The 21,262-nt window shown below is 59.9% G+C and carries 22 protein-coding genes and 2 pseudogenes; 15 read left to right on the top strand and 9 right to left on the bottom strand.

Translation table 11 applies throughout. The features are described 5' to 3' along the window. Positions 1-149: 149 nt before the first annotated feature. The 14 genes and pseudogenes from J2R76_RS12420 (at position 150) to J2R76_RS12355 (ending at position 12,330) form a co-directional block, all read left to right on the top strand. Positions 150-1,373 carry an IS701 family transposase gene (locus tag J2R76_RS12420; RefSeq protein ID WP_253624039.1) on the top strand — a complete coding sequence of 408 codons (1,224 nt, stop codon included), beginning with the start codon at positions 150-152 and terminating at the stop codon, positions 1,371-1,373. Further along, a complete protein-coding gene (locus J2R76_RS12415; protein ID WP_253624038.1) occupies positions 1,370-1,525 on the top strand; it encodes a hypothetical protein in 156 nt (51 codons plus the stop codon). The genes J2R76_RS12420 and J2R76_RS12415 overlap by 4 nt, the downstream gene beginning before the upstream one ends. Positions 1,526-1,916: 391 nt before the next feature. Beyond that, entirely contained in the window at positions 1,917-3,554 is a 1,638-nt protein-coding gene (locus J2R76_RS12410; protein ID WP_253624043.1) for a type II and III secretion system protein family protein, read from the top strand. Between the two features lie 12 nt (positions 3,555-3,566). Next, positions 3,567-3,968: a hypothetical protein gene (locus J2R76_RS12405; RefSeq protein ID WP_253624042.1), complete on the top strand. Its 402-nt coding sequence runs from the start codon at positions 3,567-3,569 to the stop codon at positions 3,966-3,968. 267 nt (positions 3,969-4,235) lie between these two features. After that, complete coding sequence (locus J2R76_RS12400) at positions 4,236-4,676, top strand: tetratricopeptide repeat protein (RefSeq protein ID WP_253624041.1); 441 nt, start codon at positions 4,236-4,238, stop codon at positions 4,674-4,676. A gap of 136 nt (positions 4,677-4,812) precedes the next feature. After that, positions 4,813-5,352, top strand: a complete 540-nt coding sequence (locus J2R76_RS12395) for a hypothetical protein (protein ID WP_253624040.1) — start codon at positions 4,813-4,815, stop codon at positions 5,350-5,352. A gap of 61 nt (positions 5,353-5,413) precedes the next feature. Next, positions 5,414-5,572: pseudogene (locus J2R76_RS12390) on the top strand (transposase); the annotation flags it as partial. 81 nt (positions 5,573-5,653) lie between these two features. Further along, the gene (locus J2R76_RS12385) at positions 5,654-6,127 is read left to right on the top strand and encodes a transposase (RefSeq protein ID WP_253625971.1); all 474 of its coding nucleotides are present in this window, start codon (positions 5,654-5,656) and stop codon (positions 6,125-6,127) included. After that, positions 6,108-6,461 carry an IS66 family insertion sequence element accessory protein TnpB gene (gene tnpB / locus J2R76_RS12380; RefSeq protein ID WP_076834308.1) on the top strand — a complete coding sequence of 118 codons (354 nt, stop codon included), beginning with the start codon at positions 6,108-6,110 and terminating at the stop codon, positions 6,459-6,461. Before J2R76_RS12385 ends, tnpB begins: the two co-directional genes overlap by 20 nt. Positions 6,462-6,513: 52 nt before the next feature. Beyond that, on the top strand, positions 6,514-8,085 hold the full coding sequence (locus J2R76_RS12375) for an IS66 family transposase (RefSeq protein WP_141343446.1): 1,572 nt from the start codon (positions 6,514-6,516) through the stop codon (positions 8,083-8,085). A gap of 19 nt (positions 8,086-8,104) precedes the next feature. Then, positions 8,105-8,766, top strand: a pseudogene (locus tag J2R76_RS12370) (IS5 family transposase). A 62-nt stretch (positions 8,767-8,828) separates the two neighbouring features. Continuing rightward, on the top strand, positions 8,829-10,052 hold the full coding sequence (locus J2R76_RS12365; RefSeq protein WP_253624039.1) for an IS701 family transposase: 1,224 nt from the start codon (positions 8,829-8,831) through the stop codon (positions 10,050-10,052). Beyond that, positions 10,049-10,204 (top strand): hypothetical protein, encoded by a 156-nt coding sequence (locus J2R76_RS12360; protein ID WP_253624038.1) that lies wholly within the window; start codon positions 10,049-10,051, stop codon positions 10,202-10,204. The genes J2R76_RS12365 and J2R76_RS12360 overlap by 4 nt, the downstream gene beginning before the upstream one ends. Before the next feature lie 941 nt (positions 10,205-11,145). Beyond that, positions 11,146-12,330: a glycosyltransferase family 87 protein gene (locus J2R76_RS12355; RefSeq protein WP_253624037.1), complete on the top strand. Its 1,185-nt coding sequence runs from the start codon at positions 11,146-11,148 to the stop codon at positions 12,328-12,330. Between the two features lie 272 nt (positions 12,331-12,602). On the opposite strand, the gene J2R76_RS12350 is transcribed toward J2R76_RS12355, so the two are convergent. The 4 genes from J2R76_RS12350 to J2R76_RS12335 form a co-directional block, all read right to left on the bottom strand. Then, positions 12,603-12,938: a DUF5658 family protein gene (locus J2R76_RS12350; RefSeq protein ID WP_253624036.1), complete on the bottom strand. Its 336-nt coding sequence runs from the start codon at positions 12,936-12,938 to the stop codon at positions 12,603-12,605. 283 nt (positions 12,939-13,221) lie between these two features. Next, positions 13,222-13,776, bottom strand: a complete 555-nt coding sequence (locus J2R76_RS12345) for a hypothetical protein (RefSeq protein ID WP_253624035.1) — start codon at positions 13,774-13,776, stop codon at positions 13,222-13,224. Then, positions 13,773-14,963 carry an ERF family protein gene (locus J2R76_RS12340; protein ID WP_253624034.1) on the bottom strand — a complete coding sequence of 397 codons (1,191 nt, stop codon included), beginning with the start codon at positions 14,961-14,963 and terminating at the stop codon, positions 13,773-13,775. Before J2R76_RS12340 ends, J2R76_RS12345 begins: the two co-directional genes overlap by 4 nt. Then, positions 14,947-15,801, bottom strand: a complete 855-nt coding sequence (locus tag J2R76_RS12335; protein ID WP_253626004.1) for a YqaJ viral recombinase family protein — start codon at positions 15,799-15,801, stop codon at positions 14,947-14,949. Before J2R76_RS12335 ends, J2R76_RS12340 begins: the two co-directional genes overlap by 17 nt. Before the next feature lie 855 nt (positions 15,802-16,656). Here J2R76_RS12335 and J2R76_RS12330 point away from each other — a divergent pair. Continuing rightward, positions 16,657-16,878, top strand: coding sequence for a DUF3480 domain-containing protein (locus tag J2R76_RS12330; RefSeq protein ID WP_253624033.1), 222 nt, complete (start codon positions 16,657-16,659; stop codon positions 16,876-16,878). A gap of 381 nt (positions 16,879-17,259) precedes the next feature. Here the strand turns inward: J2R76_RS12330 and J2R76_RS12325 are convergent, their stop codons facing one another. From J2R76_RS12325 to J2R76_RS12305, 5 genes are all read right to left on the bottom strand, one after another. After that, positions 17,260-17,517 (bottom strand): hypothetical protein, encoded by a 258-nt coding sequence (locus tag J2R76_RS12325; RefSeq protein WP_253624032.1) that lies wholly within the window; start codon positions 17,515-17,517, stop codon positions 17,260-17,262. 168 nt (positions 17,518-17,685) lie between these two features. After that, on the bottom strand, positions 17,686-18,093 hold the full coding sequence (locus J2R76_RS40615) for a septal ring lytic transglycosylase RlpA family protein (RefSeq protein ID WP_256520592.1): 408 nt from the start codon (positions 18,091-18,093) through the stop codon (positions 17,686-17,688). Between the two features lie 1,258 nt (positions 18,094-19,351). Then, positions 19,352-19,759, bottom strand: a complete 408-nt coding sequence (locus J2R76_RS12315; protein WP_253624031.1) for an MAPEG family protein — start codon at positions 19,757-19,759, stop codon at positions 19,352-19,354. 567 nt (positions 19,760-20,326) lie between these two features. Beyond that, positions 20,327-20,821 carry a hypothetical protein gene (locus tag J2R76_RS12310; RefSeq protein ID WP_253624030.1) on the bottom strand — a complete coding sequence of 165 codons (495 nt, stop codon included), beginning with the start codon at positions 20,819-20,821 and terminating at the stop codon, positions 20,327-20,329. 33 nt (positions 20,822-20,854) lie between these two features. After that, entirely contained in the window at positions 20,855-21,253 is a 399-nt protein-coding gene (locus J2R76_RS12305) for a hypothetical protein (protein ID WP_253624029.1), read from the bottom strand. Positions 21,254-21,262 lie beyond the last annotated feature (9 nt).

Below are 21,262 nucleotides of genomic sequence, written 5' to 3'. Positions count from 1 at the left end.
GCGAGGGTCACATCGCCTTCCGGGTGCACTGGTGACTAGCTGAATGCTGGCCGCACAGAAAGCGCGTTCGCTATGATTCCTTTCCGAGGGACCGATTCGCCTAGCATTACAGTTGCAATTGATTGAGGGTTCTGAATCCATGGGTGACCATGATTCGGGATCTGATGATTGGTGGTGCGTCGGTTGAAGATACGCTGACGCTGTGGGCTTCCTCGTTGCGAGATGCCAAGCAACGCATCCGTCCGCTGTTTACGCAGGAGCGGGTCGCGGCCTCGGCGTGGCAGTTTCTCGACGGACTGTTGGGTAACGAGCCGCGCAAGACGGGTTGGATGCGGGCGGAGGCGGCTGGCGATCCAGGCCCGTGGCGCCAGCAGGCGATTCTGGGCCGAGGGCATTGGGATGCCGACGCGCTGCGCGACATTGTGCGTGAGTACGCACTGGAGACGCTTGGCGATGAGGACGCGGTCCTGGTCATCGATGAGACTGGCTTTTTGAAACAGGGCAAGGCCTCGTGCGGGGTCGCACGTCAGTACACTGGCTCGGCGGGCAAGATCACCAATTGCCAGATCGGAGTGTTCGCCTCCTATGTGTCACGGCATGGCCATGCCTTCATCGACCGGGCGCTCTACCTGCCAAAAGAATGGACGGACGACTCCGCTCGCCTGAAGGCAGCGCATGTACCGAGCGATGTGAGCTTTGCGACGAAACCCAAGATCGCGCGTCAGATGATCACTCGCGCGACCGCGGCCAACGTGCCGTTCTCGTTCGTGGCGGCGGACAGCGTGTATGGCACTGGAGAGATCGAAACCCTGCTGCGCAAGGCGGGCAAAGGCTATGTCCTGGGTGTTGCGTCCAATCATGTGTTCCGCTCCTGGGGCAAGCAGCAGCCTGTCGCCGGCACCGCCGCCGCGATCGCGCAGAGCCTTCCCAAAAAGGCCTGGCGCCGCCTGTCGTCCGGCGGAGGGACCAAAGGTCCGCGCTGGCACGACTGGGCCTATCTCGAGTTGGCCGATCTCGAAGCCAGTGAATACAACGACGACCTTGCCGGGGAATGGACGCGGGGTCTTCTGATCCGCCGCAACATCGCCGACGGCAGCTTGGCCTTTTTCTCCACATGGTGCCCCAAGGGCACCTCCATGCAGAAGCTGGTGTCGGTGGAAGGCCATCGCTGGGCCATCGAGGACAGCTTTGAAACCGCCAAGAACGAGCTCGGCCTTGATCACAACGAAACCCGCTCCTGGCATGGCTGGCATCGCCATGTCTCACTCGTCATGCTTGCCTTCGCCATGATGGCCGTCATCCGTCATCGGGCCAACACCGGGCCATCGCTCAAAAAAACGCGACAGCGGCCGCGACCGACGCATCGTTCTTGATCCGCTGGTCGATCCAAGAAATCCGGCGCATCGCCATGAAGCTCGCCCAGCGGCGCATCCCGCACGCCCGCATCCTCGCATGGTCGTCCTGGCGCAGGGCTCATCAGGCCAATGCGCGCAAAGCCCATCTCAAGAAAAAACTACAACTGTAATGCTAGGGTCGCTATTCTGGCCGGGTAGCCAGCAGAACGGGCTCTGCCCATCGAGCCGGCCGGCGAATAGCCCAAGCGGGGCAGGGAAGTGGTGCGCGCTCGCAACATCGAGGAGTTTTCTCAGCGATTACTGCCGCTCGGCCGGCTCTTTCCTTGCAATCAAGGCGGGTGGCGGGGGATGATCCTCGGGCCGCCATTTTGCGGCCTGGCGGGCGGGGCTGCGTCCGTTTCTGGCTCAGCTCAGCGCGTCGGGGAATCGGAATTCGCGAGTAACTATTTGTAGTCGGACAGACTGTAAGCTCTACGGCGTGGTGCACGAATGGGAGTGATCGGGACGCCGAGGCCGTAGATTTACGGAGATCGTCGTGGAAACGCGGCGAGGGGGATTGGCATGATGGGAAGGCGCGTTTCGACTGATGCGGGGCGTAGGCTGGTCGCCTTGAGCGCGGTGGCGCTTGGCGCTGCGTCCATTCTGTTTCATTCCACCGATCCCGCGGCGGCCGCGGACCGGCGGGCTCAGTCGTCCGGCGGGGTCTTCGTCAGCGAGATGAGCGACGTCCAGCGCGTCAAGGTGACCGTCAACAAGTCACGTACTTTCCGAGTGGATACGGCTTTTTCGACCATTGTCGCAGGATCGCCTGAGGTCGCCGACGTCAAGTCGCTGAGCGACCACTTGATCTACGTCCAGGGCAAGAAGACCGGCACCACCAACGTCATCCTGTTCGACAGCTCGATGAAGCAGATCGGCATTCTCGACGTCGAGGTGACTGTCGATATCGGCAATCTGCAGCAAAATATTCAGAACGGCACCGGCACCCGAGGCATTCGCGTGTCTGCGTCCGAAGGTCAGGTTGTGCTGAGCGGAATGGCCGCCGATGCGGTCGCCGCAGAGCGGGCGCTGACGATTGCCAAGGGCAGCGTTCCCGAGGGCGGGATCGTCGTTAATGCGATGAGCGTCGCAGCGCCGCAGCAGGTGATGCTCGAGGTGCGCTTCCTCGAGGTGAATCGGGCAGCGGGACGCGATCTCGGCGTAAATCTTTATGCGGCGAACGCAAATGGTACCAATGTCGGAAGGTCGGGCGTTGGTGGCGCAGTGCCAGGGGCGGTAGGGCGGGCACCGATTGGCGGTGTCAATGGCGATGTCGGCGCTCCCCCAACCGGCAGCCTCCCACTGCTCGGAACGCTAGGAACGCTCGTCGGCTCCGCCGGTGGCGTATCGCCGGCCCCGTTCGGAAGCCTGCTGACCAGTATCTTGAGAACAGGTAACGGCGGCTCCGTAGACCTGCTAATTACCGCACTTGAAACGAAGGGCTTAGCCCGCAGGCTGGCAGAGCCGAATCTGACCACGCTCTCCGGTGACGCCGCGCGCTTCCTAGCCGGCGGCGAATTTCCGGTGCCGGTACCAAGCCAGTCGACATCCGGATTCCCGACCGTGTCGATCGAGTACAAGAAGTTCGGCGTCGAACTAGCTTTCGTGCCGACAGTGCTTTCGCGCGGCTTGATCAATCTCCGCGTTGAGCCCTCGGTCAGCGAACTCGACTTCGCCAACTCGATCACGATCCAGGGCACCAGTGTTCCGTCACTGACCCGCCGTGACGCGCGCACCACCGTCGAGCTACGCGACGGCCAGAGCTTTGCTATTGCAGGCCTACTGCAGACCCGCAACCAGCAGGACGTTTCGCAATTGCCCTGGATCGGTTCGGTGCCCGTGCTTGGATCGTTATTCAGCAGCAAGTCCTATCAGCAGCAGGAAACCGATCTGGTTATTATCGTGACGCCGCGCCTGGTCGCGCCGGCGGCGCCCGGCCAACAACTGGCATCGCCGCTCGACTCTCGTCTTCCGGCCAACGACGTCGATTTCTTCCTCAATGGCCAGATGGAAGTGCGCAAGCGTTACGACGACTACGTCAATTCCGGCGGCGACGTGAAAGGGCCTTACGGCCACATCATTGCGCCGAATGCGATTGTGCCAGCTCCGCCTCCGGCGGCCGTGGGTGCAAACCAGCCGGTCGTGAAGACCCTGAACTAGAGGAGGCGAGAGATGACCATCAGGTATCTGGCTCTGCTCGCACCCGTCCTGCTCGGCGGCTGCTACGGCGTCTACGGCCATGACGAGATGGACCGCTACGTCCAGCGTTCCGACACCATCACGATGAGTGCCGGCAACGCCAAGGAGGTCAACGCCGTCACCCACACCATTCACCCATGGCCGTCCTATGTCGGCGATCGCAGGATCGCGTACGACGCGCGGCGAACGAGTGGTGCAGTGACACGCTATGGCAATCAGCAACGCCCGCTGGATCAGCTCCCCGACATGGGCGAGCCGACCAGGGCGATGGGGCAGGCGCCGCCCGTCACCACGATTCAGAATGTCAACACAACCGGATTGGGAGCGGGGACCGGAGGTTCGGTGGCAGTCGGGGTCGGAGGCGGCGGCAGGTAATATCCTGGCAGGGTCGGCCAGGTGCCGGGCAGGGATTCGGAAGGGGAATGCGACGTTAGGTTTTGGCGGACCTCGGTGTTTCGGTCGTGCCGTCTGTTTTCGTAGGGTAGTTTTGCGATGGATCTTCGAATGGTGCGGGGGATGCGCTGGACTTGGGGAACGGGGCGAGGATTGCATCGCCTCGCACCAGCGTTGATTTGCTGCGGCTTGGCGACCGGCCTTGGGGCTTGTGACTACACGACGCGGGAAGCTGCGATCGTCGCGCCCGTGGATCCTCCGGGCGGCGATCCCGTGCAGGAGCCGACCGACGTCAAATACTATCCCTCCGACGAACCGGTGCGGATGGGGCTCGAGCAATACAACCGCGGCAATTACGGAATCTCGCAGCGCTATTTCAGGGATGCGGTCGAGAAGGCGCCGAAGGACGTGACGGCCTGGGTCGGGCTCGCGGCAAGCTATGACAAGTTGCGTCGCTTCGATCTTGCCGATCAGGCCTACGCGCAGGCGATCCGGCTCGGCGGCGAGACCGTCCAGATCCTTAACGATCAGGGCTATTCCCTCATGCTGCGCGGCAACCTAAGCGGCGCGCGGCGGAAGTTCGAGAAGGCGTATTCGATCGATCCGGGCAATCCAGTCATTGCCAACAATCTCGAGCTTCTCAATGGCAGCCGGAAGTTCATCGAACGGCCGCCGAACAACCAGCCGTAAGCATGATAATCCCCTCGTAATAAATTGGTATAGTTCATATTTTTTGTTTCATCCGATCCATTGCGGGGGCGCGTTAAGGCAAGTTAAATGCATTGGAACTAAGACGAGCCAGACGTCTTTTTGTATGGCTTGTTTCATGAATCGGCTTTTCAAGCTGCAATTTCTTGGTCCATGCGTGCTCTTCGCAGCCACGCTCTGCGCTGAAATCGCTGCGCAAGCCTTGCAATATTCGCCGAGTTCCGAACTGCTCTGGTTCATCAATCTCAGGATCTTCAGCATCTTTCAGCGCAGCCACGCATTGTTGAGCGGGTACGTTTCGATCGACGCCTTTCAGCTGTTCGGGGTCGCGCTGCCGCTCTTTGTGCTGGCGTGCCTTGGGCTCGCAGCCAGGGCGAGACTCGCGTTTACCGTCGCAACTCACCTGAGCGCGGGCTATGCGGGCTTTCTTGTCTATGCGTGGCAGGCGGGCGTGCCGACCGCGGCACAGGCAACGCTCGGATCGATCGCAATTCCGCCCGGCGCGGGTCTCTACGTGATGGCGACGATCTTGGGAGCTTGCCTTCTGTCATTTGCAATCACGCACCTGCTCTATTTTCGGGATGTTGGAAAGGAAATTGCGGAGGCTGCAGGCAGGCTCGGTATGTCCGCCCTTTGCCCTAGGCGGTGTGGACTCTAAGGATTCCCTTTTAGGAGCAAATCAGATTCAAGGCTGCTTTTGGGAGGCAGTCTTGGGTGTGATGGATCGTCTGGTGTTGAGCGATGCGGCTTGGGAGCGGATGGCGCCGCTGATCATAGGCCGGCCTGACCAGAAGGGCTCGACCGGGCGCGACAATCGGATGTTCGTGGAAGGTGTGCTGTGGATCGTTCGCACGGGCTCTCCCTGGCGTGATCTTCCGTAAGCGCGAATTTCCCCGCACCTTTTGGTTTTGAGTGCTCTGATGCATGAGGTGTCCACTTAAATAGGTGGACACCTCATGATGAGCGACGATGGTCAGAAACTGCGTGTCAGGCTTGTTGGTCGGAACGGTCGCCGGCGCTTTGAGACGACATCGAAGGAGCGTCTTGTGGCGGCCTGCCTTGAGCCTGGCGTTTCGGTCTCGAGACTTGCACTCGAACATGGGGTCAACGCGAACCTGCTTCGGAAGTGGATCAAGAAGGACGCCGCGGCCAGGTCGGCGCCGTCGTCGTCACCCTCGGCGTTCATCCCGGTTCACCCTGAGGGGGCCGCCGAGCGGGGTTTGTCGCGGCAAGGCAGTGTGGAGGCGGTGGATTTGCCGGCGACCTGCGATGAAGTGGGTGGGTCGGAATCCAAGGGGTCTCCAGCTTTTTGTTCTCCGGCCAAGGTGAGCGCGTCGCTGCCGAATGGCGTGAAGCTCGCGCTGGAATGCGGGGATGTGGATGCATTGACGGCGATCATTGGAGCCCTGGGCCATGTTCAGACTGGGCGGTGACCTGCAGGTCTATCTGCACCGTGAGCCGATCGACTTCCGAGCTGGCATCAACAGCCTTGCGGTTCTGGTTCAGGAGACGATGGCGCTCGATCCGTTTGTGCCGGCGGTTTTTGCGTTCTGCAATCGCCGTTGCGACCGGATGAAGTTGCTGTTCTTCGACCGGTCCGGCTTTGTGCTGGTCCTGAAGCGGCTGACCGAGGACAAGTTCCGATGGCCGCGCCGCCAGGAGGCGGTCGTCCGGCTTACGACCGAGCAGTTGCACTGGATCCTCGACGGCATCGATATCGATGCGATGGTCCGTCATCCGGTGCGGCAATATCAGGTTGCCGGCTGAGCTCTTGAGTTGAGCGGTTGACGCGTCGGAACGGTTCAGATTCAAGAATCCGATGAATCGAACCGGCAATCCGAGTGTCGAGGTGCTGTTGGCGCGCATTGCCGCGCTGGAGGCGGAGAATCGTCAGCTCACGGAGCGCGTCGTCAAGCTGGAGGAAGAACTGGCGCTGGCACGCCTGCATCGTTTTGCGCCGCGCAGCGAAAAGCACGTCGACCGTCTCTTCAATGAAGCCGAGCAGGCCGCCGATGAGGATGACGCCGGCAGCGAAACGAACGATACCGCCGAACTTCCGGACACGGGTCTGCCATCGGTCGAAAGCACGACGGGAAAGAAGCGCGGCCGCAGGCCGCTGCCGGCAAACCTGCCGCGCGAGCGCGTCGAGTATGACCTGCCCGACGATCAGAAGGCGTGTCCTTGCTGCCGTGGCCAGATGCATCGCATGGGCGAGGCTGTCACCGAGCAACTTCATATCGAGGTGAAGGCGAAGGTTTTACAGAATGTGCGCTTCAAATATGCCTGCCGCCATTGCGATCGCACCGGGATCAACGCCCCTGTCGTGACCGCGCCGATGCCGACGCAGCCGTTGCCGGGCAGCGTTGCCACGGCCTCGACGCTGGCGTTCGCGCTGGTTCACAAATATGTCGACGGCACGCCGCTCTACCGCTTGGCGCAGGCCTTCGAACGCGCAGGCGTTCCTGTCAGCCGCGGCGCTTTGGGCCACTGGGTGATCGGCTCGAGCGAGAAGCATCTGCATCGCATTTATGACGCCCTGAAGCTGCGGCTCAGATCGCAGCCTCTCATCCATGGCGACGAGACGACGGTTCAGGTCCTCAAGGAGAAGGACAAAGCGGCCACCAGCACATCGTACATGTGGGCGTATCGCAGCGGCAAGGATAGTCACGAGCCGATCGTTCTTCTGGATTATCAGCCGGGCCGCGGCCAAATCCACCCGCAGGTCTTCCTCGGCGATTACCGTGGCATCGTGATGAGTGACGGCTATAGCGCATGGCGCACGCTGGAAGGGGCCACCCACATTGGATGCATGGCCCACTCCCGGCGGCGTTTTGTCGACGCCCTCAAAGCGAGAAAGAAGGGCGGCGGGCCGCCCGAGCAGGCGCTGCGGTTCTTCGAGCAGCTCTACCGGGTTGAAAGGCAGGCGCGGGACGAGAAACCGGACAGAGACGAAACGCCGGATCAATGCATCCGTCGCTTCCGCCAGCAACACAGCATTCCTGTCCTGAACGCCCTCAAGGAGTGGCTCGATCAAATCGCCCCGAAGGTCCTGCCGGACAGCAAGCTTGGCGACGCCGTATCTTACACCCGGAACCAATGGGACTATCTGACGCGTTACACCGAAGATGGCAGGATGCCGATCGACAACAATCTTCTGGAGCGCGACATCAGGGTTTTTGCCACCGGCCGAAAAAGCTGGCTGTTCAGCGACACCGTCGACGGAGCCAGGGCCAGCGCCGTCGTCTACAGCCTAATGCTGACCTGCCGCGCCTCACGTGTCGAGCCGTTAACATGGCTGCGCCATGTGCTCACCGAGTTGCCTCAGCGCGTGGACAACGCCGATATCGCTGACCTGTTGCCCTTCAACTTCCCCAAAGCGGCCACTGCCTGAACGGCTCAGCATCGCCCCGATACGAAGGCCATCCGTCAAATCGCGGCCGACAACGTGCGCGGAAAATCGCGCTTACGATCTTCCGGAAGCGTTCGGGGATTGGAACAGCGCGTTCCGGCGCTTCAGCCGATGGAGTGCCAAAGGCGTCTGGTGGCGGATCTTCGAGGCAATGTCCGACGATCCGGACTTCGAATATCTGATTGTCGATTCCACCATTGTTCGAGCCCATCAGCATGCTGCCGGGGCCAAAAAAGGGGGTCTGAAGATCAGGCGCTTGGCCGTTCGCGCGGCGGCCTGAGCACCAAGATACATATGGCCGTTCGCGGCTTGGGATGTCCGGTACGGTTCACGATCACCGCAGGCCAGAAGGGCGATGCACCGCAAGCCGCCACATTGATCGAGGGATTGCCTGCCGAGGTTTTCATGGCCGATACGGCTTATGACGCCGATCACCTGCGCCAGGACATTGCAGCCAAGGGCGCGCTCGCCGTCATCCCCAACAACCCGTCACGCGCGCTCAAGTATCCGCTCGACAAGCATCTCTATGCCCAGCGCCATCTCGTCGAATGCTGCTTCTCAAAGCTCAAGCAATTCCGCCGCGTCGCAACCCGCTTCGAAAAGACCGCCCGAAATTACCTTGCCGTCATCACTCTCGCAGCCATCGTCCTATGGCTGCGATAACTGTCCACACCGCCTAGCATTACAGTTGCAATTGATTGAGGGTTCTGAATCCATGGGTGACCATGATTCGGGATCTGATGATTGGTGGTGCGTCGGTTGAAGATACGCTGACGCTGTGGGCTTCCTCGTTGCGAGATGCCAAGCAACGCATCCGTCCGCTGTTTACGCAGGAGCGGGTCGCGGCCTCGGCGTGGCAGTTTCTCGACGGACTGTTGGGTAACGAGCCGCGCAAGACGGGTTGGATGCGGGCGGAGGCGGCTGGCGATCCAGGCCCGTGGCGCCAGCAGGCGATTCTGGGCCGAGGGCATTGGGATGCCGACGCGCTGCGCGACATTGTGCGTGAGTACGCACTGGAGACGCTTGGCGATGAGGACGCGGTCCTGGTCATCGATGAGACTGGCTTTTTGAAACAGGGCAAGGCCTCGTGCGGGGTCGCACGTCAGTACACTGGCTCGGCGGGCAAGATCACCAATTGCCAGATCGGAGTGTTCGCCTCCTATGTGTCACGGCATGGCCATGCCTTCATCGACCGGGCGCTCTACCTGCCAAAAGAATGGACGGACGACTCCGCTCGCCTGAAGGCAGCGCATGTACCGAGCGATGTGAGCTTTGCGACGAAACCCAAGATCGCGCGTCAGATGATCACTCGCGCGACCGCGGCCAACGTGCCGTTCTCGTTCGTGGCGGCGGACAGCGTGTATGGCACTGGAGAGATCGAAACCCTGCTGCGCAAGGCGGGCAAAGGCTATGTCCTGGGTGTTGCGTCCAATCATGTGTTCCGCTCCTGGGGCAAGCAGCAGCCTGTCGCCGGCACCGCCGCCGCGATCGCGCAGAGCCTTCCCAAAAAGGCCTGGCGCCGCCTGTCGTCCGGCGGAGGGACCAAAGGTCCGCGCTGGCACGACTGGGCCTATCTCGAGTTGGCCGATCTCGAAGCCAGTGAATACAACGACGACCTTGCCGGGGAATGGACGCGGGGTCTTCTGATCCGCCGCAACATCGCCGACGGCAGCTTGGCCTTTTTCTCCACATGGTGCCCCAAGGGCACCTCCATGCAGAAGCTGGTGTCGGTGGAAGGCCATCGCTGGGCCATCGAGGACAGCTTTGAAACCGCCAAGAACGAGCTCGGCCTTGATCACAACGAAACCCGCTCCTGGCATGGCTGGCATCGCCATGTCTCACTCGTCATGCTTGCCTTCGCCATGATGGCCGTCATCCGTCATCGGGCCAACACCGGGCCATCGCTCAAAAAAACGCGACAGCGGCCGCGACCGACGCATCGTTCTTGATCCGCTGGTCGATCCAAGAAATCCGGCGCATCGCCATGAAGCTCGCCCAGCGGCGCATCCCGCACGCCCGCATCCTCGCATGGTCGTCCTGGCGCAGGGCTCATCAGGCCAATGCGCGCAAAGCCCATCTCAAGAAAAAACTACAACTGTAATGCTAGAGCTGGACGGCGGCGACAACTGGCTCATACCAGCACCGAGCTTATACTCGGGACGTTGTTGAAAATTTCCGCATCAGCGTACTGCTTCGCGCCGTGATGGAGGGGCTCGCCTCCAAAGTTGTTTGGCCACCAGGAAGGGCAGAACCTGCATGTTGGACCACCAAGCTTTCTCATTGCCATAGCGAAGCAAGTCTGCGGGGTTGAGCTCGACGGAGTGGGATCGTGATTTCGGCGCTGACTTTGTGTCCTTGTTCTGTTTCACTCGCGAGCGGTCGGCGTCCGCCGCTAGTTTAAACAACTGAACCGTAAAAGATCGGCCCAATGAGTCTCTTGCTGAAATGAATGCCGAGCGAGATACTCGTGTCTGAAGTTTGCAGCTTCTATGACGAGCGCCATGGCTTTGTGATGAGTGCTCCTCCACGAGCGGTGGGGCCCGACCAGGGAGTTGACTGGTGGAGAAAGACCAACTCGGTGAGCGAGTCGCACATCTAGAGGGACAAGTCTCTCGGCTGCTGACGGCCCTTTGCTGTGCACTCAGCGTCATACTCGTGTTCATCTTCTATGACCGAAGGCCTTTTTTCTTTGATCAGGATTTGGGCCCTGCATTCGCTAAAATGGGGGGAGTCGTCGCGTCGGCTTTCGTTGTGGGGTGGCCAATCGTGAGATGGGTCGTCGGCAAGAAGAGGGTCGACAGCGATAGGTGACCGATACCCCGCAACGACCCTGGTTGGCTGCTTCCTAAACCGGCAGGCAAAGAAGTCGACGCCAAACGCTCCGTAATTTACGCTTGTGCACTATAAGCCAATTCGCAAGTGCGGCGGCGCCGTGGCTGCTAGATCGTAGCGTGTAGCATTTCAGGGGCCAGTGACACGTGACGCCGGGACCAGGATATTTCGAGCTCAATGGCGTAGCTTCTTCAGGAAAGGAAAAAGGAGATGATGCTGCGCGACATGCCTTGGCTCACCTCGCAACGGGCTCGGTTGTACGGTTGCTGCATCTCAATCGCGCTAGCACTGATATTTACTCGGTGGACGTTGCTTTTGTATTTCGCAGGCGGCGACTTCTTAAGTTTTTGGGCTGCTTCCAGTCAGGCTCTCGCTGGGCATCCAGCCGAAGTCTATCTGCCAGAACTTCACCAAATCGCAGAGGCGACCTATTCTCAAGGCGAGTATGAGGCGTTTTTCTACCCACCAACTTATTTGGTCGTGTGTTTGCCGCTTGCGCTCGCACCCTATTTCGTTTCGTTTTTTGCCTTTATGGGGACGACAGGAGCGCTGTTCATCGCCTCTATTTTACGCATTACTCGTTCGCCTTGGAGTTTGATTGCAATTCTCGCTTACCCGCCGTTCTATTTTAACCTTGCGGCGGGTCAGAACGGATTTCTCACGACATCGATATTAGGATTTGGTTTGACCATTCTCAATCAGCAGCCTCGCTTGGCGGGTGCGGTTCTTGGGCTGATGGCGATCAAGCCGCACCTAGCGTTGGGGCTACCTATCGCGTTGATCGTCACGCGACGTTGGCTAACCCTAGCTTGGGCCGGAATAGCTGCTGTCGGTCTCGCCATTTCGTCTTACGTTCTTTTTGGGTCGGACACCTGGCGAAACTTTTTCGATATTTCGCACTCTGCACGCGCGACGCTCGAGAACGGTCATGTGAATTTTTGGAAGTTTCAGAGTATTTTCGTTATGGTACGTACTTTTGGCACGAGCGTCACGACAGCGTACGTCCTGCACGGTATTTTTGCTCTTTGCGCGGTGTGCGCGTTAGTTTGGACGTTGCGTAAGCCAATCAATGCGGCCGCCGAAAGATCGATCATTTTGCTTGCATGTCTCCTGATTACTCCATTCTTGCTCTTCTATGATATGTTGATCATGGCTCTCCCGCTGGCTTGGATGTTACGGGAATGGCAAGATGGTGGCTTTCCGCCTTGGTCGAAGCTTGTTCTTTGTGCAGTGTTTTTTGCGCCGATGCTCTTCTACCTGCCAATCGTCTATAACCTATCGTCGTTTTTAGGACCTATGACGTTCGGACCTCCCTTTGTACTTCTATTCGGCTGGGTATTGGTGCGAGGCGCTACTAAGAATCCTGTTCTTCGAAATTACGGCGGGGAGCGCTGATCACATCCGCCTCAATAGTCTTAACCGCAGCTGCCGCAGCACGCGTACCTTTAGATCTCGGTCATGCCTGGAGAATTGCGGGGGTGAATGGCTCAAGCAGAGCCGGCGGCAATTGGCGAATTATCTCTCCGTTGTCCTTGCGTGCTCGATAGGATGCAGGCACGGCCCGAATTCACGTTTCGCTGCTGCGTCGGAAAAATCAACACGAAGGCGGTGATATGCTGCAGCAGACTCGTGGCGCAAAAGTTCGACGCCTGTGTCGTAAACACGGTTTAGTTCGCGCCTGCGATGAGGAGCAGGTTATTGATTACAGGAGTGGAGAGGAATGCGGCCACAAGAGCAATGTTAAAGACGTTCTTGCTGTGCCAAAGCAAGGCCATGACGATAAGGGTAGCCACAAGTTTGGGGATCATCCACCAAACTCCGAACCATGTCTGAACTGCTTGCATGAACGGGTTCGCCTCGCGGAATCCGAGCTCCAGAATCTTATTGGTAGTTGCGATGTCGGCGCAACCAACTAACAGAACAGAGAGCACGAGAAATATCTTGACCCAATTCATTTCAGCCTCGCTCAAGCTGGCAATGATCAACAATTGCTGCCTATTCATTAAGGGTTCGTTCCAACCAACGGGCACCAGCTTGATATGTTCCCTAGGAGATAGCTATCCCAAGTCGGGTCGTGGAGGTGGTTACACTCAGAAACACGACGGGCTTGGCGGGAAGTATAGCGCTGAACGTAGACCAAAAAGCAATAGATTCCTGAGCGCTGATCTAGTTCGGGATAGCGATGGCGAAGCACGCGGTAGCGCTGAATTTCCCAGGAGAGTTCGGCGAAGAGATTGCGAGCAGCCTGACGAACCGGTTTAGCCAGAACCGTGGCGCCGACCCGCGCTAGGCTAGGAAGCGATGCTTTTTGATCTCCCTGATGAGCAGGAGGCGTCTGGCTTGCGCGGTATTGAGCAAGCCTTCGAACAAGACGAAGAGCTCGCGCGCCTGGACGTAGACGTCCGTGTTGAGGCAATGCTGATCGAAACCGTACGACGCCAGACGCTCCTCGATTTCGGTCGTGGCAACAGGATCAAGTCGCCAACTCAGTGCGTTTTGTCGTGTATGGTGCTCAGCCTCCTCTTCAAGCTCCGGCGCGATCCCGGCCATGTCGATACAGCGTAATGCGGCCTCAATCGCCTTTTGCCGATAGGTCGCAAGCAGCCGGTGGCGCAAGAGGCGGTAGCGCTGGATCTCCCAAGAGAGCTCGGCGACATCGATCGCGAGTAGCCATTCGATGGCAGACCGCGGCGCCAAATCACCGAAGATCGCGCGGCGTAGCGCGTGGTAGTGTTCAAGGCGTTCACCAGGAAGCAGCAGGGGAGGGGGCGCCAACGCCTCAAACTCGACCGGCAGCGTCGTCGCGGTCAGCTCTCGCGCGGTTTGGAATGGTCCGTTCATCGTGGGGAAGCCTCCGACTCCCGGCGTGATGGAGCGGCCCCGTTGACGACGGCGGCGTCCAGTGGGCTGTGGATCGGACTTGCCGCCCACAAGTCATGCGCCACCTGAAGCGGCGTGATCTGCAGATTCGCCCACCAAGCCCTTTCATTGCCGTGCCGATGCAGCTCGTGGTGATGGGCGCGGCACAATGGGACGGTGAACTCGTCACTGACTTTGCGGCCGAGAGCCCTAGGTTGGGCAAACTTCAAATGGTGAGCATCGCACGGGCTTTGCCGGCAAACTAGGCAGGGCTGTTCTCGGACAAAGAGCAGGTGGCCCTTGCTGCGCTTGCGGGGAAGCTCTTTTGGGTTGGCCAGCGCGGTCTTGGACGCAGCTGGTAGGAAAGCGGCCCGCAACGCGGACTCGGTACCCGATGGGCCCTTCGCGAGCGGCTCCGGCGGCAGGCCTGGCCCTTGATCTAAGGCAGGTGGCGCCGGCTCGACCATGCTGACCCGGCCGGCCTCCTGAAGGTTGGCCAGATAGGCGGCCTCGACGAGTTTGGCGTCCGGCTCCAAAAGGGTGTTCTTGAGTGGAAGGCTGGCCTTGGCCCAGACGAGCAGGTCATCGCCACGAGGTAGGGTGGCGAGCTGGCTCAATAGCCGCTCCCGGAGCGCCGCCGACTGCGGGGGACCCAGCACCGCTGCGCGGTTGAGGCGGCCGTTGGCAGGCTTAGCTCTCGCGCCAGGGGGCGCTTGCGTCGCCAAGGCTGTCGGGCCGGCCACCGCGTCTGGCGCGTCGAGATCGTCCTCGCCGGCGATGCCGACCAGGGCGAACAGCGCGTAGCGCCGGGCATAGGTCAAGGCCGCGCCCATTCGGTGCGGCGCCTCAGTGTCCTTGGCGGCGCAGACCGGAAGATCGGAGGAGATCCATTCCCCGGAGGAATGAGCGAGCAGGGTGGTCAGATGAATCTGCCCGCTCGCCGCCTCCAGGCGGGTGGTCTGGATGGTGGCGATCTCTTGCTGGCTCAGGCTCTTGCGGACGATGTCGAGGCCAGAGGCAAGCGAGGCGTAGCGGAAGGTCCGGTCATCCTCCCGGGGGAAGGGCGAGCGGATGGTAGCGATCAGGGTCTTTTCGGGATTGACGAGATCGGCCTGGGCGCGCGCCAGGGCGGCCGCGATGGTGCCGATGCTCTCACTGGACTGCAGCATCGGCGTTCTCCACCTCGACGGCATCGAAGCTGATCGCGCCGGATTTGGACCGCTTCGCACGCACGCCATGGCCGGCCGCCTCCTTGGCATCCTCGGGCACGAGCGTCTTGAGCTCCGCTTTCGCCGCTTCGTGATCGCCATGGGCGAGGCGGGTGAGCAGATAAGTTGCGGCCAGCTCGGCCCAGAGATTGGATCCGCTCATGTCGACGATTTTGACCGCTTCCAGCCGCGGCCGCGGCGGCTCCGCGTCGAACAGGGCCGGCGGCTCGCCGGTCTTGACGCAACGCCAGAACTTCTTCTCGGCGGTAAGCAGAAGATGCTGGTAGAGCGGATCGGCATGGATGTTGATCTCGACCCATTTGCCGCCGCCGGTGATGACCGATAGGACCGCCGAGCGTGCCGCAACCACCCACATGTTGTGCTGCAATTGCGCCATGTGCTTTTCGGCGGCACCTTCCTCGGTGAAGGCCCAGGGCAGCATGAACTTGGCCTCGAACACCGCGCCGGTCTGTTCGACGATGCCGTCGAGCGTTGCCACCATCCATGAATGGACCGGGTGACGTACGCGCCTCTGGATGTCTCTGACGGTCTGGCCGCTGTTGCGCTGGTACCAGCTGCGATTGAGCTCTTCGGTGGCGGTGCCGAGCTGGACGATCAGATTGCCGGACAAGTCCTCGGGCTCGCTCTCGCCGCGCTTTTCCCGCCACAGGCGGATGAGGTCCGCCTCATCGTTGCCCATGATGATGCGGGCATCCGAGCCGCCGATGAAATGGCGACGATCGGAAGGGCTGAACTTGATGAGTTGGAAATGTGGCTCCGTTGCGCCACCGGCCTCAATGGTACTCACCGGTCTCTCCTGATGTGAACAACGCGGCGATGGTTGCCGCACTGCCCAAACCCCGCGTGATGCGAGGTGAGAAACCGGGGCCGTTTTTGTGCCCGGCCGACTCAGTAACGCTCCAATGGCATGGGAATGCCAGTCCTTTCTGCAGCAACATTCTTGCTCTTTTGCGCCTCAAAGCTTGATGCGGACAGCGGATCAGAGCGAGGTGGTGGACGCGACCGCTAAGCGGAGAATTGGGCATGGCGTCAGATCGACAAATCGAAGCCAATCGGAGAAATGCCAAGCGCAGCACGGGCCCGAAGACAGGCCAAGGGAAGCTTCGATCAAGCCGGAATGCGCTCCGTCACGGTCTATCGCGGCCGGCGCCGCATGACGATGCGGGGTGCGAGGACCTGACACGGGGTCTTCTGGATTGGATGGCGCGCGAGGTGCCCTCCATTGAACCAACCGACGTCGTACGTACAAAGCTCGAGCTTGCTCGTTTGCGCGCAGTCCGTCACGAATTACTGGCTGCTTTCCTAAAGGCTCCTAACGCAAAACTGCGAAAACGGCTGCGGGGGCTGGAGCGCTATGACCGCGCGGCCTTTGCACGGCAGACGCGGGCGATGCGGCGCAGCGGCTAGCGCCTCGATTCGGCATCGAACAAAATAAAGCCAATCGAAATGCTACGCGTTGGCGAATCCTACCGATGGCGCACATTGCTGGCGCCGCCGCGCACCGTGCCCCAAGGACCGGGAGCCTCTCGCGTATCCCCTCGAACGGGCGATATAGCCTCGCGGCAGAACCGACTGGACTTGCGGCGCAAACGGAGCGTTCCTGCAATGCGAAGAGCAGGAAGGAGCGCTTGCGATGAACGCCGAGTGGATTGAGCCGGCCATTACGGCCTGCCTTAAGAACGTTCACGCCAAGCTCAAGGAGGCCGAGCAGATTGCCAGGGCCGCAGCCGTCTGCGCCGAGACGGGTAGCGTCAGCGAGGGCGTGCGCGTCTCCATGGACATCGAGCAATTAATCTATGACGCCGGGCGGCTCCAGGACGCGGCGTCTTTGTTGCGGACATTGCTGCGAGCCTGAGACCGCGTGACCTCGCAGGGGCGAATTCGAAGACTTTTCTGGTCAGCTCGAACGCGAGCGGGAGTATCATCCTTTTATTTATCTATCTCGGCCCTTCATCGAAATCGGGGCCCGCCGCAACGGCGCCATCCGCAAAGGACCATCCATCATACGAGCAGGCATTGCGTTCTGCCTCTCCCAAAAAGAAAATAGAGACGCGCTCAAAGCCACGCTGATTAGAATAAATCTGGATTCGTTGTTGTTCGCGCCAGCGGTTCAGGGGCAACCGCTCGGTTCCTTGTCCTACTGCATTCTACACCTACTGAATACACTCGGGCTCAGCGGGCGAGTCGCCGAAGTGGCGTCCTGCTGGACCGAACGTCCGCCCGGGCGTGCGCAACGCTAGTGGCGGAAAGCGCCCGACGTAATCGGGTCCGACTTGTTGTCATAGAGCGCGAGCACCTCGCCGGCATTGAGATGGAGGTCGCGCACTTGAGCCTCGCTTAGCTCGGAACTCACCACAGCTGCCGAGCCGGTGCTCTCCTCCATCGCTATGCGGATGGCTTCCGTTGCATCCGCAACGGCGACCGCGTACGTGACGTGCCCGAAGTTGCCTTCGTCATCGAATGTCGCAACCAAGATCAAAAAGCCTGCCGCCATTCTGCTATATTCTATTCGCGTTTACAGTCCGATTCATTGGACGGATACACCTTACCGCATCAAGGGGCGGGCTTTCTATGGATGAGGGGCATGATAATCGGGGGCCAGACGTATATCCTCCTCCGATTGCTGTAGGTGTTCCCGTCGTGCTGAGGTTCGCTCAGCGTGTCACGGCATACAAACCCGTTGCGTTCGGTTCATGCCAGTCGCGCGAGCGGCACCGCGCGCCAGGTCAATGGTTACGCCGCGCGTAAACGGGCCTCGATCATTTATCACCACGGTGACGGATTTTCCATTCTGCAGATTCATTATCGTGACCCGCGAGCCAAACGGCAGCGTGCGATGTGCGGCCGTAAGGCCGTTCGAGTCGAATATCTCTCCATTCGCCGTCCGCCGCCCGGAGGTATAGAAGGTTGCAATGACGTGTTGCCCCGAACAGGCGCCGTGCGGCTTGGAGTGCGCAAAAAACCAAGCAAAGCCCCGACTATGGGCGGGCGTGACCGGCGTGACCAGCCAAGCTAGCGCCGCTCCAAAGGCACAAAGAAGATAGAAGGATTGACCTAACCGATTGCTCATACCGAACCCTCACCGGAGAGGCGCGCAAGCTTCCATACCGCGGATCATTCGTCGTGGTCGTGACCTCCTCGAGCTGACGACGAGCTTGCTTCCAAACAACGGCTGCTAAAGGTCGCGACCATAAAGGGCGCGGTCTTGACCTGGAGTATCCCTGGGGTGGCCAAGACCGCGCTTGCCTCGCGCTGGCGCGTCGGATGCTATGTCGGACCGGATCGGTTGGAAGTGTCGAAAGTCATATTTCTGCTCGGAGCGAAGGACCATCAGCTCCCGCGATCGGCGCACGATCGTTTCCGCTCGAACAGTTCGATGCTGCTCGGCTAAGAGCCGGCCGGTCCCGATGCTGCACTGGGGCTGGCTAATCGAGAAGTTGGTACAGCACCGGGACCATGCGCGAGCGCCGCAACAACGTCGCTTCTGTGACTCTGAAGCGGAAGGCGGCGGAATTGAGGTTCTGCGATGCAAGAAGACGGCGCTGGGTTTGGGCGCGGTTGGGTTAAACCCGCGCTCTCGGGGCAACTCATAAACTCATAAGTTGAAGTGGAGACTTTGATGCGACCACCTATCTATGTCGCGGCAGCCGCGCTTACCGCCCTCGTCGCAGCGGGGCCGGCTAGCGCAATCCCCATCGGCCATATGACGCCCGCGGTTGTCCCAACCAATGTCGAACAGACTCAGTTCATTTTCGGCGGCCGCAATTATTGCTGGTACGACGATGCTTGGCGCGGTCCTGGATATTACTGGTGCGGTTACGCTTGGCGCCGTGGCTTCGGCTGGGGTGGCGCGGCAGGTTGGCATGGTTGGGGCCACGGTGGGCGCGGCCCGGTGGTCGTTCGACCGGGACATGGCCCCGGTGTGGGTCGGCCGGGTCGACCCGTGGGCGGCCCTGGTGCCATAGGTCACGCAATGGGTGGCCGTCCGACAGGCGGTCATCCCGGCGGCGGCGGTCATCACGGGCACCGCTAGGCGGAATATCCGACCGGCAAGTCAGGCCCGCGGCGAATGCTGCGGCCTTTTGATTGTTGTCTCTCGCAAACCCCAAGCGGCGGAGGCGGACATCCATAGCACATCGCGCCGTGTCGGCACCTGACACGGCCTGACTTCAAGCGCTATTTACGGCCCGCTGAAATAGGCCGCAAGCCGTGCAAGGGTGATTTTCGGTCCTTCGGCGAAGAAGAGAGAGCCCGCCCGATTTCGGCGGGCCCGCGCGGGCCCTAGTTTAGCAAGGTGCTTCTAAATCGGCGGCACCAATGCCCGTCCCTTAGTAGGCCATCAGCTTGCATGACCAATAGACGCCTATCGCTATTTGGATGGCGAACGCGGTGAAGCGGAAACTCACGGCTATCGAACTGGTCGAAACGAGATGGATAATCGACTGTACGATCCGTGCGCCAAGGAACCAAGACGCCAAAGGGTCCGTAATTCCCGTTCTTGATGTCATGATTGCAATCGCCAACAAGCCGCCGAAAATCGGCAACCCTTCGATGCAGTTGACGTGAGCGCGGGCGAGGCGCTGCATGAAAGGCGATAGTCCGGAATTGTCCGGCGTGAAGCCGTTAGCCGGGACCTTTCCAGTGACGACGAGATAAGTTCTGATGGTTTCCATAACTATCAGCAGAAGGAGCGCCCACGAGACGAAGCCTATCAATGCGTAGCCCGTGCTCGACATGTCGCCCTCCCAAGTCATAGCTGCCGTTTCGTTGATTTGTAGCAGATTAGCTTAGACCCAGCGAGGCACGCTGCCGACGTCCTTTGCCCCCGTCACGGTTCGGATTGCAGTGCGGATCGCACTCATCAATCGCCTTCGGCCCATTGACCACATCATGCTCGAACCAGATGCGTCGGTTCGGTGAGATATAAACTCTCTTCAGAAGCCTATCGTCGTCGCTTGGATTGCGCTTACCGGCCGCATGTAATCGAGGCGCTTATCTGGGCAAACGTCGTCCCATCCTCTCGACGGCGACACGGCCATTTTGGATCGCTTGACTTTGTGGCGCGGCGGACCATGCTGCTCTACTTTGAATAGCAATATTGTTACTCGAACTTTGAGGATTACGGTGACCCCTTGGAGCAGTTGGACGACTTTTGGCGCGAGGTTCTCCAATGGAATGTGATCGACCGCAGCCCTATTGTTCGATGTCCAATCGTCCAAAGTTTCGCGGCGAGCTATCTTCCGATGCGGATCGGCGTCCGGCACCGCGCATTCCTCTTTGAGTGATTGTAGACATTACCTCTTTCACGATCCCCGATCTATCGTGGGGTTAAGAATTGGACGTCCGGCCTTCCAGCTTCCGGATTTGATTGCTGCTTCGATCGCGAGAGCGGTTTTTCCGTCCTGCACGATGACATATCGATAAAGCAGACTCTCGTGGATGTGACGCCGGACGTATGCGTCCATCTGATGCCGCCCAGACGCAATCGCGGCGATGTCGTCTTGAGTGAGGATTGGTAAAACAAAGCGATCGGCCACGTAGACGCAGAACTGATCACCACTCCGACGGCCGGAAGCATGGCTATGCAACCGCGTGTAGATGCCGTGCGGTGTGCCTCTCGGCGCCGTGGCCTCAGATATTCCTCGCCCAGACATCCCAACGTAGACGAACCGACCATCGCGGTGCCAGATCGTATAAACGCCTGCTCCGAATTTGGGTACTTCCTGATTGGGCCATTGGCTAAATTGGTGAGCGGTACCGTCGGCGAGCGGGCCGACGTATTTTGGCAATAACGTCAAGTCCGTGCTCCTTCCGTGTCGTCGTGCGGAAGCTTACGCAGCGCAAGTGCGATCGGTCAGCATCTTGCGCCGAATTGCTCTTACTGCCTTATCGGTGTCATTATGACGGAATGGGTTATGTTGCCAGTTGGTCAACAGGTATCCCTCCCGAATAAACTCCTCGATTGTCATCTTCTCCAAAGCAAGCGCTTGAGTCCTATTTAGCGGCATTTTGGTGCATGAATATTCAATGCACGCGCGCCCATCTAAGGCGGCCATTACCCGGACACTGAGGCTCTTCTTCTTTAACTTTTCCGGCGTCAGCGACCTTACATATCGAAGCCGATCCGAGGCGCGTCGGTCACGGCCGATCCCGACGTAGAACGGATATCCGTCAACGTGGAAGGTATAAACAAAATAGTCCCGCTTTAAAGGGTTGGCCGCTACTGGCATCTCGCAATC

The sequence above is a fragment of the Bradyrhizobium sp. USDA 4532 genome, from assembly GCF_024171315.1.
Taxonomy (GTDB): Bacteria; Pseudomonadota; Alphaproteobacteria; order Rhizobiales; family Xanthobacteraceae; genus Bradyrhizobium; species Bradyrhizobium australafricanum.
The sequence above is the reverse complement of the archived record's forward strand: the minus strand, read 5'-3'. Positions and strand labels throughout refer to the sequence as shown.